12 protein-coding genes are annotated in these 14,609 nt (G+C 70.2%); 5 read left to right on the top strand and 7 right to left on the bottom strand.

The features are described from left to right. Nucleotides 1-115: 115 nt before the first annotated feature. The 3 genes from QQM72_RS39065 to QQM72_RS39055 all read left to right on the top strand — a co-directional run bounded on the left by QQM72_RS39065 (nt 116) and on the right by QQM72_RS39055 (nt 2,939). Complete coding sequence (locus tag QQM72_RS39065; protein WP_314225571.1) at nt 116-886, top strand: DUF4097 family beta strand repeat-containing protein; 771 nt, start codon at nt 116-118, stop codon at nt 884-886. A 74-nt stretch (nt 887-960) separates the two neighbouring features. Next, a complete protein-coding gene (locus tag QQM72_RS39060; protein ID WP_314225570.1) occupies nt 961-2,355 on the top strand; it encodes a hypothetical protein in 1,395 nt (464 codons plus the stop codon). A gap of 80 nt (nt 2,356-2,435) precedes the next feature. Continuing rightward, a complete protein-coding gene (locus tag QQM72_RS39055) occupies nt 2,436-2,939 on the top strand; it encodes a DUF4383 domain-containing protein (RefSeq protein ID WP_314225569.1) in 504 nt (167 codons plus the stop codon). A 13-nt stretch (nt 2,940-2,952) separates the two neighbouring features. On the opposite strand, the gene QQM72_RS39050 is transcribed toward QQM72_RS39055, so the two are convergent. From QQM72_RS39050 to QQM72_RS39040, 3 genes are all read right to left on the bottom strand, one after another. Next, entirely contained in the window at nt 2,953-4,125 is a 1,173-nt protein-coding gene (locus QQM72_RS39050; RefSeq protein ID WP_314225568.1) for an amidase domain-containing protein, read from the bottom strand. Between the two features lie 98 nt (nt 4,126-4,223). Beyond that, on the bottom strand, nt 4,224-5,507 hold the full coding sequence (locus tag QQM72_RS39045; RefSeq protein ID WP_314225567.1) for a polysaccharide deacetylase family protein: 1,284 nt from the start codon (nt 5,505-5,507) through the stop codon (nt 4,224-4,226). Between the two features lie 49 nt (nt 5,508-5,556). After that, nucleotides 5,557-7,761, bottom strand: a complete 2,205-nt coding sequence (locus tag QQM72_RS39040; RefSeq protein ID WP_314225592.1) for a transglycosylase domain-containing protein — start codon at nt 7,759-7,761, stop codon at nt 5,557-5,559. A 285-nt stretch (nt 7,762-8,046) separates the two neighbouring features. Here QQM72_RS39040 and QQM72_RS39035 point away from each other — a divergent pair, with 285 nt between their 5' ends. Next, on the top strand, nt 8,047-8,265 hold the full coding sequence (locus QQM72_RS39035) for an FmdB family zinc ribbon protein (protein WP_020126904.1): 219 nt from the start codon (nt 8,047-8,049) through the stop codon (nt 8,263-8,265). A gap of 18 nt (nt 8,266-8,283) precedes the next feature. Here the strand turns inward: QQM72_RS39035 and QQM72_RS39030 are convergent, their stop codons facing one another. From QQM72_RS39030 to QQM72_RS39020, 3 genes are read right to left on the bottom strand one after another with little or no spacing between them, the layout of a single operon-like run. Continuing rightward, entirely contained in the window at nt 8,284-9,084 is an 801-nt protein-coding gene (locus QQM72_RS39030) for an HAD family hydrolase (RefSeq protein ID WP_314225566.1), read from the bottom strand. Continuing rightward, entirely contained in the window at nt 9,084-11,672 is a 2,589-nt protein-coding gene (locus QQM72_RS39025) for a phosphoribosyltransferase (protein WP_314225565.1), read from the bottom strand. Before QQM72_RS39025 ends, QQM72_RS39030 begins: the two co-directional genes overlap by 1 nt. Nucleotides 11,673-11,698: 26 nt before the next feature. Further along, complete coding sequence (locus QQM72_RS39020; protein WP_314225564.1) at nt 11,699-12,874, bottom strand: HpcH/HpaI aldolase/citrate lyase family protein; 1,176 nt, start codon at nt 12,872-12,874, stop codon at nt 11,699-11,701. A 176-nt stretch (nt 12,875-13,050) separates the two neighbouring features. On the opposite strand from QQM72_RS39020, the gene QQM72_RS39015 reads away from it, so the two are divergent. Continuing rightward, a complete protein-coding gene (locus tag QQM72_RS39015) occupies nt 13,051-13,794 on the top strand; it encodes a TerD family protein (RefSeq protein ID WP_314225563.1) in 744 nt (247 codons plus the stop codon). A gap of 19 nt (nt 13,795-13,813) precedes the next feature. Here QQM72_RS39015 and QQM72_RS39010 read toward each other — a convergent pair whose 3' ends face one another. Beyond that, on the bottom strand, nt 13,814-14,551 hold the full coding sequence (locus QQM72_RS39010) for a TerD family protein (protein WP_314225562.1): 738 nt from the start codon (nt 14,549-14,551) through the stop codon (nt 13,814-13,816). Nucleotides 14,552-14,609 lie beyond the last annotated feature (58 nt).

Here is a 14,609-nt window from a genome sequence, read left to right as displayed (position 1 = left end):
AACCCGTATCCGGGGGTTAGCCCCACCCCGGATACGGGAGCGGCCGGATCGTCCTGCGCACGGCCGCTCCCCAGTGTCGTCAGGGCAACGCCAAGCAGCCCAGGGGGAGATCACCATGGCACGTACGTCATTCCCGGCCCGCGCGTTCCTCGCCGCCGGGGCCGTCGTGGCCCTGGCCGCCGGCACGACCGCCTGTGCCGCCGCCGACGACGACGAGCACCCCGATCACCGGTCCTTCGCCCTGCAGGGCCGCACGCTCACCATCGACTCCGACGACTCGGCGCTCGAGATCGTCGCGTCCGACACGGCCGAGGCGGGCAAGGTCGACGTCACCCGCTGGTTCGAGGGGTCGGTCACCATCGGCAAGGAGCCCAAGGTCGGCTGGTCGATGAAGGACGACCGGCTGACGCTGCGGATGCACTGCTCGGGGGTGGTGGCCGACTGCTCCGCCAAGCACCGCGTCGAGGTGCCACGGGGTGTCGCCGTGAAGGTCGGGAGCGACGACGGCAGCGTCCGGGCGCGGGGATTCCGGGACGCGCTGAGCGTGCGCACCGAGGACGGCTCCGTGCACGTCACCGACTCGAGTGGGCCGCTGGAGCTGCGCAGCGACGACGGCTCCGTACGCGCCGAGGTCTCCTCGCGCACGGTGGCCGCGCGCACCGCGGACGGCTCGGTCCGCCTGACGCTGTCCGCCGTACCGGACCGGGTGGAGTCCGTGAGCGACGACGGCTCGGTGACGATCTCGCTGCCCGAGGCGACCTACCGGGTGACCACGAAGACCGACGACGGCGGGGTCGACGTGTCGGTGCCACGCGACGAGTCCAGCGCGCATGTGGTCAGCGCCCGCACCGCCGACGGCAAAGTAACCGTCCGGAACGCGAACTGACCGACCCGTGTGTTCGTCCTTAACCGGTGGGAGAATGACACCGGGCAGGGCGGATCACAGCACGGGAGAGGGATGTGACGGCGACACCAGCGCAGCCGTACTCGCCGTTGGTGCCGCGCGCACAGCGCCGTCGTGCGCGCCGGGGACCGCATGCCCTCCGGGACACCCTCACCCTCGTCGCCCTCCCCCTCGTGGCCGCCCTCGCGCTGCCCGCCGCGTTCGCCGGCGGCGGCACCCGGCGCTGGTTCGGCGGGCGGGCGGAGGGACAGCGGGCCGAGGCCCAGGCCGCCAAGGACGCGGCGGCGGCCGCCTTCTACGAGCTGGACACCGCCCAGCGCGACCTGCGGATCTCGATCGAGACGATCAGGGCCGTGGACGACTCGCCGGCCGCCCGGCGCGCCGTCTCCGACTTCGAGGCCGTCGGCAGACGGATCGACGAGGCCAGCCACCAGTACATCGACGCCGTCGACGCCCATGACCTCGACCGGGACGACCTGGAGGCCTCGGCGGCCGCCCAGGCCCGTACCGAGCTGACCCGCGCCAAGGACGAGCTGGGCCGCGTCAAGCAGGAACTCGACCGGTTCGCCGACGGGCTCGGCCCGCTGCTCGGCAAGGCCGAGACCCAGCTGGCCCGCCTCGCGCCCGCCGTGGAGCGGGCCCGGCAGGCGCTGCTGGCCGCCTCGAACGCGCTGGACGCCGTACGGGAGGGCGGGCTGCGGGCGGATGGTCTCGCGGCCCGGCTGGCGGCACTGGCGCCCGAGCTGACGAAGCTCAACCAGGGTGCGGGGCAGCACGGCGTGCCGCAGACGCTGGAGCGGGCGGAACGGGTGGCGCGGGAGGCCGAAGCGGTCCGGGTGGAGGCGGAGCGGCTGCCGGAGCGGGCCGCGGAGATCGACCACCGGCTCGTCTCGCTGCGGACCCGCGCCCAGGCGCTGACGACCCGCTCGGGGCAGGTGGAGCCGATCCTGAGCGAGCTGCGGCGGCGGTTCTCGGCCGCCTGCTGGCAGGACCTCCAGCACGTCCCCGACCAGGCCGGGGAGCACGTCCGGCAGGCCGAGGCGAAGCTCGTGGAGGCGCGCGGCGCGCGGGACGCGCAGCGCTGGCCGGACGCCACCGCGCTGCTGTCGACGGTGCGCGCCCTGCTGAACAGCACCGACGAGGCGGTCTCCGCCGCCGGGGACCGGCTGACCAGGCTGAACGCCGTGCAGAAGGACCCGCAGGCGGAGATCGACCGGACCCGGTTCGCGATCCGGGACGCCCAGCGGCTGGCCATGGCGGGGCGCAACACCCCCGATCCCCGGCACGCGCGCCCGCTGGACGACTCGGTGGCCCGGCTGGAGCGGGCGATCGGCACGCTGGAGGGCCGGCACCCCGACTACTGGCACTTCCTGACCGAGACGGAGGCCGTCCGGCGGGCGGTGGCGGACGTGGTGGCCGGGATCCGTGAGGAGCGCGGCGCGGGCCACTGACATTGCCGCGCGCGCCCGGCAGGCGGATATTGAAGGTACGTACGGCCTCCATCGGCGCATCCACCCTCAGGGAGGCGGAGATGGCCACACACGCAGTGCACGGCCGGTCCAGGCGGCGCATCAGGTTCGACGAGCATCTGCCGGTCGACCACCGTCTGAACCTGGTCTACCGGATCGGCGCCGGGCTGATGGGCCTGGGTCTGATCGGCTTCGGGATCTTCGGCATCGTCGACAACATCGGCTTCTTCGACACCGGCGGGGACGAGGTGTGGAGCCTCAACACCAACGGGGCGCTCAGCTGGCTGTCGGTCGGCGTCGGGCTGCTGCTGCTCGTGGGCATGGTGATCGGCGGGAACTTCGCGTCCACGCTGAACATGGCCCTCGGTGTCCTGTTCGTCGTGAGCGGGTTCCTGAACATGGCCCTGCTCGAGACGGACTACAACTTCCTGGCCTTCGAGATCCAGAACTGCATGCTCAGCTTCGTGATCGGGATCCTGCTGCTCGTCTTCGGGATGTACGGCAGGGTGGGGTCCGCCCTGCCGCACGACAACCCGTACTGGCGGGCCCGCCACCCCGAGGAGTGACGGGCCGGCCGGATCAGGTGCGGTAGGCGTAGAAGTACGCGGTCGGGTACGACGAGACGAGGCTCGCCACCGACCGGCGCAGGGTGTTGTTCGAGTGGTAGGTCACGTACGGCACGCCGCCGCTCTTGGCGGTGACGATCATCGTGTGGTCCTTGGACCCGTCGCGGTCGAAGTCCATCTGGAGGACGTCGCCGACCTCGAGCTGGTAGACGTTGGCGAGCGCGGTGGTGCGCTTGGAGTTCTGCGCGAACCAGGACCACTCGTTGACGCCGACGAACGAGTCCGACTGGATGTCGGCGTTGCCGAACCACTTCGTGTAGTCGTACACGTAGCCGGGGACGTGCTTCCAGCCGCCCGCCTTCAGGGACTGGCTGACGAAGTTGGTGCAGTCGCCGCCGGCGCCGTGGCCGTTGAAGTCCGGGTAGTCCTTGTTGTAGACGTTCCAGTACTTCTCGGCGTAGGTCGCCATCGCCTTGTAGTCGAAGGCGGTGCCGGTCTTCGGGACGGCGACCGGATTGCGGGTGGTCGCCGCGCGCGCGGCGTTCGGCGTGGTGGTGTCCGCCGTCGTGGCCGCCTTGACGGACGTCGGCTTGGTGAGCGCGTTGACCGCGAGACCGCCCTGGTCGGTGTCGCGGATGTCCGTCAGCTGCCAGTTGCCCTGCCGGTCGGCCTTGAACGTCAGCTCGTGGTGGGCCTCGAAGCCGGTGCTCTTCGGCTCGTCGCCGCGGACCTTGTCGTAGGTCAGCGTCGTGCTCTCGGTGACCGCGGCCTTGGCCGTACGGCCGGTCACGCGCGTGGCGTTCAGGGTGACGGTGGTGCTGGCCTTGCTGTACTTCTCGCCGGCCTTCGCCAGCTTGTCCTTGCGGTCGCCCAGCGTGGACAGGGCGGCGTCCTCGGTGCGGGCCGCGCCGGAGGACAGCTTGACGTCACCGGAGAAGCCGTCGGTCAGCGGCTTCGCCCGGTCGCCCTGCTTGCCGGCGACCAGGGCGTCGGTACGGTCGGTGAAGACCGCGTCCGCCAGCCGCTGGAAGGTGGCCTTGGTCCTGGCGTCGACCTTGGGGTCGTCGACGACGGCGGCGCCGGCGGACCAGTTGGGCAGCAGAGCCACTCCGGCGACGACCGAGGTGGCGGCTGCCCCGAGTATCGCGACGCGGCGGCGGGTCGCCCTCAATTTCCTTGACTTCACTGATGTTTCCCCTCTTGCCCCGGCGGAGGGATGCCGGGAAGGGCATCTTTGCATGGCGTGTGTAGCCGTTGTGAAGAGGGGACTCGGTTGAGGTTTGGTTACTTCACGACGGTCGACCAGTCCGGGTTCTGCGCCGGATCCAGGGTGCGCAGCCGCTCGAGCGTCGCCGGCGTCTGCACGTCCATCCAGTCGGCCAACTCCTGGAAGGACACGCACTTGACGTCCTTCTTGGTGCACACGTTCTCGATGACCTGGTCGACGGACTTCATGTAGATGCCGCCGTTCCACTCCTCGAAGTGGTTGCCGATGAACAGGGGCGCCCGGCTGCCGTAGTACACGCGGTTGAAGCCGGCCATGTAGGCGTCGACGGTCTCCTGCTCCCAGGTCGGGTACTGGGCCGCGTCGCCGTCGACCTCGCCGTCGGACTGGTTGTAGAGGAAGTTGAAGTCCATGGACAGGCCCTGGTACTTGCCGCCGTCGTAGGGGAGCAGCTGGAGCGGGAAGTCCCAGATGCCGTTCTTCTTCGTCGGCCAGATCTGGAAGTCACCGGTGGAGCTGGCGTCGTAGCGCCAGCCGTAGCTCTTGGCGGCCTTCAGCAGGTTCGCCTGGCCCTCCAGACAGGGCGCGCGGCCGCCTACGACCGCCTTCTTGAAGTCGAAGGGCAGCGGGTCGATGTCCGTGTAGCCGGTGTTGGTCTTCCAGTTCTCCGCGAAGGAGTAGAACTGGTCGATCTCGCTCTTCCACTCCTCGACGCTCCAGTCGCCGCCGCCCTTGGCGCCGCAGAAGTGGCCGTTGAAGTGGGTGCCGATCTCGTTCCCCTCCTTCCACGCCTCGCCGAGCTGCTCCAGCGTGGTGCGGATGTGCTCGTCGGTGGGGAAGCTGATGGCCGCCGTGCCCTTGGGGTGCTGGGGCGGGGAGTACAGGTCCTTCTTGCTCTTGGGCAGCAGGTAGATGCCGGTGAGGAAGAAGGTCATGTGGGCGTTGTACTCCTCGGCCATCTTCCGGTAGTGCTCGAAGAGGCCGTCGTCGCCCATGAGCGCGCCGTCCCAGGAGAAGACCACGAACTGGGGCGGCTTCTCCCCCGGCTTGAGCGGAACCGCCTTCAGCTGTCCGCTCTGCGGTCCGGTGTACGAAGTGGAGCCGTCCCCCAGGACCTTCGTCTTGCCGTCCCACTCCGGCTCCTTGGTGGCACCCGCCGACGCCTTCTTGTTCTCCCCCGAGGACGCGGTCGGCGCGGTGTTCGTCGTGCGGTTCAGCACCAGGTAGCCGGCCACCAGGGACGCGACGACGAGGAGCGCCGCCAGCGTCAGGAACCCCGGATGCGTGGTGGCGGGGTGGCGCGTTGCCGGAGCCTTGCGGCGGCGGCCCGACGGTGACTTCATGTGCGGATCATTCTCCGGATTTCGGGGACGCGGGTGCTCGTCTCGGTGGTCAGCCGAGCGGGCTCATGGCACCTGACCAGATGCCGTAGGGAACGCTGTCGTCGGTCGTGCCGGCGATGCCCTTCAGTGGAAGCGGCTGGAGGCTCTTGCTCAGGTCGATGCGGTAGACGACGACCGCCGTGGACACGGCCTTGGCCGTGCCGACGTACCAGGCGGCGGTGTCGTCCTGGGTGGTGCCCGCCTTCCCGGCCACCTGGCCGAGCGAGCCGGTCCGGGCGGCCGTCTGCTGCGAGGCGGGCACGTCGTCCGGGTGGGCGGTGCGGAAGGAGTCCGCGAGCGCGGAGTTGACCTCCTCGGCCACGTCGGCGCCGAACGCGCGGTTGACGGCCGGGGTGTCCAGGACGACCTTGGTGCCGTTCTTGGTGATCAGGCGCACCGAGTACGGCTCGGTGTGCTTGCCGCCCGCGGCGAAGGTGGAGTAGCCGCTCGCCATGCGGATGGCGCTGGGCGTGGAGCTGCCCATGGACAGCGCGGGCACCTGCGCCCCGATGCTGGAGGAGAGCAGTCCGGACTTCTCGGCGGTGGTGCGCACCACGTCGAGGCCGGCGTCCATGCCGAGCTGCATGAACGGCGTGTTCACCGACAGCTCCATCGCCCGGTGCAGGGAGATCTGCCCGTACGACTCGCCGTCGTCGTTCTTGGCGGCCACCACCTTGCCGCTGCGGTCCCAGTAGGGCCCCTCGGGCGTCTTCACCGGCACCTTGTCGTCGCCGTCGTACAGCGTCTCCCCGGTGACCGGTGTGGTGTCCCCGTCGCGGGTCTTGTGGATGCCGTTCTCCAGGCCGGCGGCGTACACGAACGGCAGGAACGCGCTGCCGGCCGAGACCGTGGTGGCGTTGGACTCGTTGTAACCCTGCGTACGGTGGTCCGGGCCGCCGTAGACGGCGAGGATCCGCCCGTCGGAGGCCACCGAGGAGGCGCCGTAGTGGGCGTTCTTCGCGTTCTTGGGGTCGTCCTTCAGGGCGTCCTTGCGGGCCTTGGTGACGGCGTCGGTGAGCTGGGTCTCGCGCTTCTTGTCGAAGGTCGTGTAGATCTGGTAGCCGCCCAGGTCGAAGTCCTTGTCGGAGATGTTCCCGGCCTTCTTGGCGTACTGGGAGGCGAGTTCCACCAGGTAGTCGGTCTGCTCACCGGTGTCGTACAGCGGGTTGGACTTGAGCGGTTCGGGGAACTTCGTGTACTTGGCGCGCTCGGCCTTCGACAGTTTGCCGATGTCGACCATCCGGTCCAGGGTCCACGACCAGCGCTCCACGGCCCGGGCGCGGTTGGCGGAGTTCAGGGTCGGGTCGTACAGTCCGGCGCCCTTGAGCAGGGAGGCGAGGAACGCGGCCTCGCTGGCGTTGAGTTCGCCGACGTCCTTGCCGTAGTAGGCCTGGGCGGCGCGCTGGATGCCGTAGGTGCCGCGGCCGAACCAGCTGGTGTTGAGGTAGCCCTCGAGGATGTCGTCCTTGCTCATCTGGTTGTCGAGCTTGAGGGAGATCATGGCCTCGGTGAACTTGCGGCTCACCGTCTGGTTCTGGTTCAGGTAGACGTTCTTGACGTACTGCTGGGTGATCGTGGAGCCACCCTGGGTGTCGCCCTGGCCGATGGTGCGGAACAGGGCGCGGCTGATGCCCTTGAAGGAGATGCCGGGGTCGCTGTAGAAGCTGGCGTTCTCGGCGGCCAGCACCGCCCAGCGGACGTCCTCGGGGATGTCCTTCAGCGGCATCGCCTGCCGCTGCACCCAGCCGGTGCGGGCCATCGGCGTCCCGTCGGCCCAGAAGTACACGTTGTCCTGCTGGGTGGCGTACGAGTTGATGTTGTCCGGGATGTCGGTGGCCGCGTAGGCGACGACCAGGAACATGCCGCTCAGGCCTATGGACGTCAGGACGCCGCCGAGGCACTGCCGCCAGGAGGGTATCCAGCGCCGCCAGTCGGTACGGCCCGGTCGCGGGTACTGCGGGCGGAGCTTGCGGGCGTAGGGCGTGACACGAGCCACATACGGGGCCAGTACGGCGAGGAGCGGGGCGAGCCGGGGAGCCAGAAACGAAGAAATTCGTACAAAGAGGGGAGGGCGCGGGGCTTTTCTCCGGTTTTTCGACGAACGCGGCTTTCCTTCGCCGTCATCCTCGGACATTTCCGGCATCGCCGGTATATCCGATACCCGCAGCTGCATGGTCTCGTCCGCCCGGAAAGACGGCGGAAGCTTCAACTGCATGGTTTCGTCAGGCCGTTGGGGCTCATCCCCCTGCCCCGCCTCGCTCACGACGCGTCTCCCTCCGCACTCCGTATTGCTCGCAGGCAGACGTACAGACTTACGAGGGCCTGACATGGTTGCCGTTGACGCGGCCGCAAACCTTGAACCCTCCCGACCTTGGAGTTCAATGCGGCGCTCTCAAATTACCAGCGCTCTTCGCAAATTCTCCACAGAAGAAATCGACAGAAGTGAACAGAGCCGAAACTGCTGACACCGCGTCCGAGCATAGGGGCTTAGTCTGACGCCATGCCTCGCTACGAATACCGCTGCCGGACCTGCGGCGACACCTTCGAACTGAGCCGCCCGATGGCCCGGTCCGCCGACCCCGCCGACTGCCCCGCGGGCCACGACGACACCGTCAAACTGCTCTCCACGGTGGCCGTGGGCGGCACGAAGTCCGCCCCCGCGCCCAAGGCGGGCGGCGGGGGCGGCGGGGGATGCTGCGGCGGGGGTTGCTGCGGCTGACCGCGCCGCGGCGATTTCTCAGGAGTTCTTCAGGAACTCCCGCAGGATGCGCTCCCCGGCCAGCACGCCCCGCTCGGGCAGGGCGGTGATCGCCGGGGCCGTCCAGGCGGCCTCGGCCAGCTCGCCGTGCCCGGGACGCCAGCCCCGGTCGGCGGCCAGCAGCAGGTCGGCGTCGAGCAGCGAGTCACCCGCCGCCAGCGTCAGTTCCGCGCCGGTGCGGCGGGCCACCTCGCGCACGGCCGCGCTCTTGGTCAGCGGCTTCGGCACGGCGTAGATCTTGCGGCCCTGGAGCGACACGGTCCAGCCGCGGTTCTCCGCCCAGGCCGCGAGCTCCTTCACCCACTCCTCGGGCAGCAGTTCGCGCTCCACGACGAGATAGGCGAACAGGTCCTCGGCGACCCGCTGCTTGCGCAGCCAGAACGGGTCCGCCGTCTTCGCCAGGTATGCCTCCACCTCCGCGAGCGGCGCGCACTCGTCGGCCAGCCTGGCCAGCACGCGTCCGTGCCAGTCCTGGTCCGTCGCGCCGTCGACCAGCAGATGGCCGCCGTTCGCGCAGATCGCGTACTTCGGCGCCGGGCCCGGCAGGTTGATGCGCTGGTACTGCTTGCGCGTCCGGGTGGTCGTCGGCACGAACACCGCCCGGTCGCCGAGGTCGGTCAGCAGCTGCGCCGACGTCTCCGTCATGAACGACAGCGGCCTGGCCTCGTGCACCTCCACGCACAGCAGCCGCGGCGCCCGCGCGTCCGGCATGGTCAGCGCCAGGGCGGCCGCCGAGTAGATGAGCGTACGGTCGAGATCGCTCGCCACCAGAACCGGCATCAGACCGTCACCGCCTTGCCGTCGGCACCGGTCGCGCCCCGGGTGAACTGCGGGTGGATCAGCCCCACGCAGGTGTACGGCAGGTCGCCGACCTCCTCGACCGGCACCCCTCGCTGTCCGGCGAGCAGCCGTACGTGGTCCAGGTCGGCGCCCGCGCCGGCCCGCGCCAGGATCTTCCACGGCACCCGGCGCAGCAGCACCCGGGTGGTCTCGCCGACCCCGGGCTTGACCAGGTTCACGTCGTGGATGCCGTACTCCTCGCTGATCCGCTCGACGGCCCGCCAGCCCTCCCAGCTCGGCGTGCGGTCACTGGCCAGCAGCTCCTTCACCGCGCCGCCGACCGCGTCCGCGACCTCGGGGAAGCGCGCGGCGACGGCGTCCAGGAAGGCCACCGAGACGTCGGTGCCGGCGAGCTCGCGGTAGAACTTCGCGCCGTGGAAGTCGTTCGGCCCGACCAGGTCTGCCCGCAGGACGGTCCGCGAGATGAGCCCCGAGACGGTCGAGTTGAGGCAGGCGGACGGGATCAGGAAGTCGTCGCGGGTGCCGTACGTCCGCACGCACGAGCCCGGGTCGGCCAGCACCGCGATCTCCGCGTCGAAGCCGGCCGCGCCGCCGCCCGCCTCGAACTCCTCGATCGCCGCGGCCAGTTCCCGGGTGATCGCGCCCTTGCCGGTCCAGCCGTCGACGAAGACCACGTCACGCGGGTCGTGATGGGCGGCCAGCCAGCGCAGCGCGTTGGCGTCGATGCCCCGGCCGCGCACGATCGACACGGCGTAGTGCGGCAGGTCGAGGCCGTGCCGGAACTGCGCCCAGCGGCGCATCAGCACACCGACCGGGGTGCCGGCCCGGGCGAGCGAGACGAGCACCGGCCGGGGGATGGGGGTCCCCCCGCTCGAGCGAAGCCGAGAGTGGGGGAGCTCGGCGATCACCGTCTCCGTGACCACGCCCACGGCCTGCGCGATGCGCGCCGCCGAGGTCTCCAGCGCCGCCTGGAACAGCTCCTGGTACTGCTCGCTGGGCTGGTACTCGACGGGCAGCGACTCGGCGTAGTGCGCGCCGCCGCTCTGGATGGCCTCCTCCCGCTCCTCGGTCGGCGCCTCCAGCGTCACGTCCGAGAGGTCCTGGAGCAGCCAGCCGACCTCCTCGGGCGGGTACGAGGAGAAGGCGGGGCCGCGAAGGGGCTCGGGCAGCATGGCGGGTCTCTCTTCCGACAAGGCGGCTGCGTACAGCGGCTCGGGGACGTACGACGGCACGACCGCGAGGACGACGTGCGGGGTGTGCGCGGCGAGCTGGGACAGGAGACCGTCGGGAGCGTGCAGCTCCCGGGTGTCGGCCACGGAGTCCACGACGGCGACGACGGCGTCGAAGCCACCGCCCGCGACGTTATAGGCATAACGCTCGCCGGGGCCGTCGGCCGGGTCGTCGTGCGCGGGGAAGACGATGCGGCTGCGTATCGCGTAGCCGGGGTCGTCGACCGCGAGGACGGGCGATCGGGTGGTGGTCGAGTACCGCACCTCGGCGGCCACCACCTGCTCCAGCTCACGGGCCAGCCTGAGCGGGGCGTACATCAGCTCCTCGAAACCGAGCACGAGGACGCGTTCGACGCCGTCGGGTATCGACTCGGCGAGGCGGGCCGTCATGGCGGGGAGGGCGGTCTCCAGCCGGGCCCGGTGGCTGGGCGTGAACCCGTGCCGGCCGCCGTCGGGGAGGCCGCGGGGCCAGAAGAGGTCTACGCGGGATATGCGGCCGGGGGGCCGCGTCTGCCGGGTCCGGTCGTCTTCCGGGTGCGGGTCCGTCGTGGCCTGTCGCGCGGTTCCCCGCGCAACCGGAGCCGGCCGGTTACCGTCCGCGGCGCCCGTGGCCTCGTAGCGGGCGACCAGTTCCCGGCCCTTCTCCAGCACCCCCGCGGGAAGCCGTACCGTTCCCGAGGCGGCGGTGACCAGGTCGACGCGGGCGCCGATCTCGCGGGCGAAGTCGTCAAGCCGGCCCGCGTCCGCCGCCGACCGCATGTCGACGAGGGCGACGACGACGTACCGCCGCCGCGGATAGCGCTCGTGCAGGGCACGGATGGTGTTCAGGACCGTGTTGCCGGTCGAGAACTCGTCGTCGACCAGGACCAGCGGCCCGTCCCCGACCAGCAGTGCCGGGTCCTCCGGCAGCAGCAGGTGCGAGGTCGCGTGCGAGTGGGACTCCTCGAAACCGCCCGCCTGCGCCACCCCGGCGACCGGGCGGCGGGTGGAGTGCAGGTAGGGAGCGGTGCCGAGGCCGTCGGCCACCGAGTGACCGAGGCCGGTGGCGGTCTCCGCGTAGCCGAGGACGACCGCCGTGGCCGTCTCCTCGGCGCCGAGCAGCTCACGCACCCGGCGGCCGAGGGCGAACCCGTGGCCGTGCACCACGGACGGCGACTGCGGGACGTGCTTGCCCAGGACGTTGGAGACCAGCAGATGCGCCCGCTTGGGGTTGCGGCGCAGGGCCAGCCCCAGCAGGCCCGTCAGCGCGTCGTCGCCCACGAGCTCGACACCGAGCCGCTCGGCGACCCACGTCCCGGACCAGATCCCGTCGTCCCCGTTGTTCACTGCGTTGTTCATGCGTCCCTTGTGAGTGAGGTGGTTCTTCAGCCGGGTATTCCGGCGGCGAGCAGGTCGACGAAGCTGACGTCCTCGTGCGCGACACCGAAGACCTCGGCGCGGAGCATGGTGCGCTCGGCCCAGGCGCGGTGCGGCTTCACCTCGTTCATCTTGTTCGTGTACTGCGACCGCAGCACACCCCCGCCGCCGCGTTCCGGCCGCAGGATGTCGGCCGCGTCGCTGTACTCCTCGTGACTGACGACGGACAGCGCGTGCACGGCCGGCACATGCGAGGGGTGGATGCAGGTCTTGCCCAGCAGACCATTGGCCTGATCCAGGGAGATCTCGCGCAGCAGCCCGTCCATCGCGTGCTCTATCAGCTTCTCGCGCAGCTCGACGGCCTGCCCCTCCAGGAAGGGACTGTGCCGCAGCATCGGCTTGAACATGCGCTCGGGAACCCTGAAGTACTCCCATACGGGACCGGTCACCGTGAACCCGGTGCCGTCGGCCCGGCCCAGCATGTTCACCACGTCGGCGATCACCGAGGCGACGATCTGGACGTCGTAGGCGGTCATGTCGGGCGCTCGGCGCAGCCCGTACGAGGAGCAGAAGTCCGTCACGCCGAGGCGCAGCGCGAGGACCCGGCTGCGGTACTTGTCGACGGCGCGGGCGATGCCCTCCAGGGCCTCCACGCGCGACTCGCGGTACATCAGCTCGGGCGTCTCCAGGACGGGCATGCCGAACAGCCGCCGTCCGCTCGCCGTCTCGGCGCCCGCCAGCGCCTCCAGGAAGGGGATGCCCCGCTCCTCGGTGAACTTCGGGAAGACGAAGCCGCTGAGCAGCTCCACGGTGGTCCCGAGCCGCCGGACCAGGTCGGGGATCTGCTCGGGCGTCCGCACCCGGATGAAGAGCAGCGGCAGCTCCGCGCCCTCCGTGTCCCTGCGCCCCGCCAGGTCGGCGAACTGCCGGACCAGGTTCTCCTCACCGGCCTCGACGTCCTCGTCTCCGATGGAGTCCTCCAGGCACAGCACCATCGACACCACGCCGCGCCCGGTCTGCTTGACGATGTCGTCCGCCAGCCGGGGCCGGGTGGCCGGGCTGTACAGGGTGGCGCCCAGAGCCGCGGAGAGCAGCCTGGCCGGCGAGTCGGCGTCGAAGACGCACGGCTCCCGGTAGAAGAGGCGCTGCCGCACCTCAGGGGCGAGGTGCCCGAAATGACGCATAAATCTCCCCCGTGGTGCAAGGTGAACCTGTGGATTCGGTATGAGGTGGCCGGTAATAGTACGTAGGGATCCATGTCAGAGGTTCCCACCTGGCATGAATTTCAGGTAACTCGCGGATGAGACTTGCCGTGTACCCCGCGTTGTCGTGAGCAGGCCCGAGAAGGCAGGATGGCCGCATGACGCACGCGATGCTGAAGGGGTCGAACGTCCCGCTGAAAGCCACCACGGTACGCGCCGTGCTGCGCTGGACCCCCGGGCAGGGGGTCCCGGACGTCGACGCCTCGGCGCTGCTCCTCGGCCTCGACGGCCGTGTGCGCTCCGACGAGGACTTCGTCTTCTACAACCAGCCCCGGCACCCTTCCGGGAAGGTGTGGCGGCTCGGCAAGAAGCGCGTCGCCGAGGGCCTCACGGACACCATCCAGACAGATCTGTCCGGTGTCGAGTCCGGCGTCGGCCAGATTCTGCTGGTCGCTTCGGCGGACGGCGTCACCTTCGACCGCGTACGTTCCCTCACCATCGTGCTGTACGACGCGGCAGCCGACGGCGAACCGCTGGCCACGTTCGACATCCGCCCCGAGACGGGCGAGGAGACGGCGCTGATCTGCGGCGAGCTGTACCGGCGCGGCGACGGCTGGAAGTTCCGCGCCCTGGGCGAGGGGTACTCCAACGGTCTCAAGGGCCTGGCCACCGACTTCGGCATCTCGGTGGACGAGTCGGAGGAGGCATCGGGCGCGGCTGTCGAACCGGCCCCGCAGACGCCCAGCCTCTCCCAGCCCCTGCCGCCCGAGCAGCCGACCTCGGCCGTCCCCCAGCAGCAGCCGGCGTACGGCTACCCGGCCAGTCTGCCGACCCACGGCTACGGCTATCCGGACGGTTCCTTCCGGCTCCCCCCGCAGGGCCCCCAGTTCGCCGGACGGTGAGCCACCGGGGATTCGGGCGCTACTTCTCGACCTTCGACTTGTAGCCCCGGCCCCACGTCAGTCCCCAGCCGTACAGACGATCCAGCTCCGCCTGGAACCCGTAGACGAACCGCACCTCACGCCGCACCATCAGCTCGTCCTTCACGTTCTCGATCATCACCACCGCACAGGACCGGGCCTGCGGGTGCCGTTCGTCGAGGCCTATCTCGATCCGCGGCCCGTTGCTCGGGTACAGCGTGACGATCGCGTGCGTTCGGTCGAACGCCGGCGTCTGGTCGTAGATGTAGACGAAGACGAGCAGCCGCTTGATCTGTTCCCGGTGGTCGAGGTTGACGTACATCGTCTCGCCGGACGCAGAGCCGAACCGGTCGTCCCCGCTCAGCTTCACGTAGGGTGCCGCGTTCACGTCCCCCAGCAGGCCGCCCAGCGGCTGTACGACGCCCTTCGTCCCGTCGGCCAGCTCGTACAGGCAGCCGAGGTCGAGGTCGACGTTCACCATGCTCTGGCTGTGCCCGACGACCTCCGGTGGCCGCAGCGCCTTGAAGGGATGCCGCAGCAGGCTCTCCCGCTGCGGTCCGCCGATGTCGGACGTCCGCATCCGCCAGGTCAGGTTGACGCGCAGGTTGCCGGTCGCGGCGCCCTGCTTGGTCAGGGAGACCTGATGATGCCGCTTGGTCAGTTCGATCGCGTTGGTGGCCGCGCTGCCCGAGTCGAAGTCTGCGGCCCGGCTGCCCAGGAGTCCGTCGAAGATGCCCATTCCCGCCCCCACGTCCACTGATGAAAACCGGCGGGGCGGCCGGTGAGGACTCGTCCTC

The sequence above is a fragment of the Streptomyces zaehneri genome (genome assembly GCF_032248645.1).
GTDB lineage: Bacteria > Actinomycetota > Actinomycetes > Streptomycetales > Streptomycetaceae > Streptomyces > Streptomyces coriariae.
Note: the sequence above shows the minus strand (reverse complement) of the source record. Positions and strands in the feature narration are given on the sequence as shown.

What these genes read in the sequence shown, in the direction of transcription:
- QQM72_RS39040 (WP_314225592.1), bottom strand. Translation starts at nt 7,761, where the DNA reads ATGCAGTTGAAGCTTCCGCCGTCTTTCCGGGCGGACGAGACCATGCAG.
- QQM72_RS39025 (WP_314225565.1), bottom strand. Translation starts at nt 11,672, where the DNA reads ATGAACAACGCAGTGAACAACGGGGACGACGGGATCTGGTCCGGGACG.
- QQM72_RS39035 (WP_020126904.1), top strand. Translation starts at nt 8,047, where the DNA reads ATGCCTCGCTACGAATACCGCTGCCGGACCTGCGGCGACACCTTCGAA.
- QQM72_RS39010 (WP_314225562.1), bottom strand. Translation starts at nt 14,551, where the DNA reads ATGGGCATCTTCGACGGACTCCTGGGCAGCCGGGCCGCAGACTTCGAC.
- QQM72_RS39015 (WP_314225563.1), top strand. Translation starts at nt 13,051, where the DNA reads ATGACGCACGCGATGCTGAAGGGGTCGAACGTCCCGCTGAAAGCCACC.
- QQM72_RS39045 (WP_314225567.1), bottom strand. Translation starts at nt 5,507, where the DNA reads ATGAAGTCACCGTCGGGCCGCCGCCGCAAGGCTCCGGCAACGCGCCAC.
- QQM72_RS39065 (WP_314225571.1), top strand. Translation starts at nt 116, where the DNA reads ATGGCACGTACGTCATTCCCGGCCCGCGCGTTCCTCGCCGCCGGGGCC.
- QQM72_RS39030 (WP_314225566.1), bottom strand. Translation starts at nt 9,084, where the DNA reads ATGCCGGTTCTGGTGGCGAGCGATCTCGACCGTACGCTCATCTACTCG.
- QQM72_RS39020 (WP_314225564.1), bottom strand. Translation starts at nt 12,874, where the DNA reads ATGCGTCATTTCGGGCACCTCGCCCCTGAGGTGCGGCAGCGCCTCTTC.
- QQM72_RS39055 (WP_314225569.1), top strand. Translation starts at nt 2,436, where the DNA reads ATGGCCACACACGCAGTGCACGGCCGGTCCAGGCGGCGCATCAGGTTC.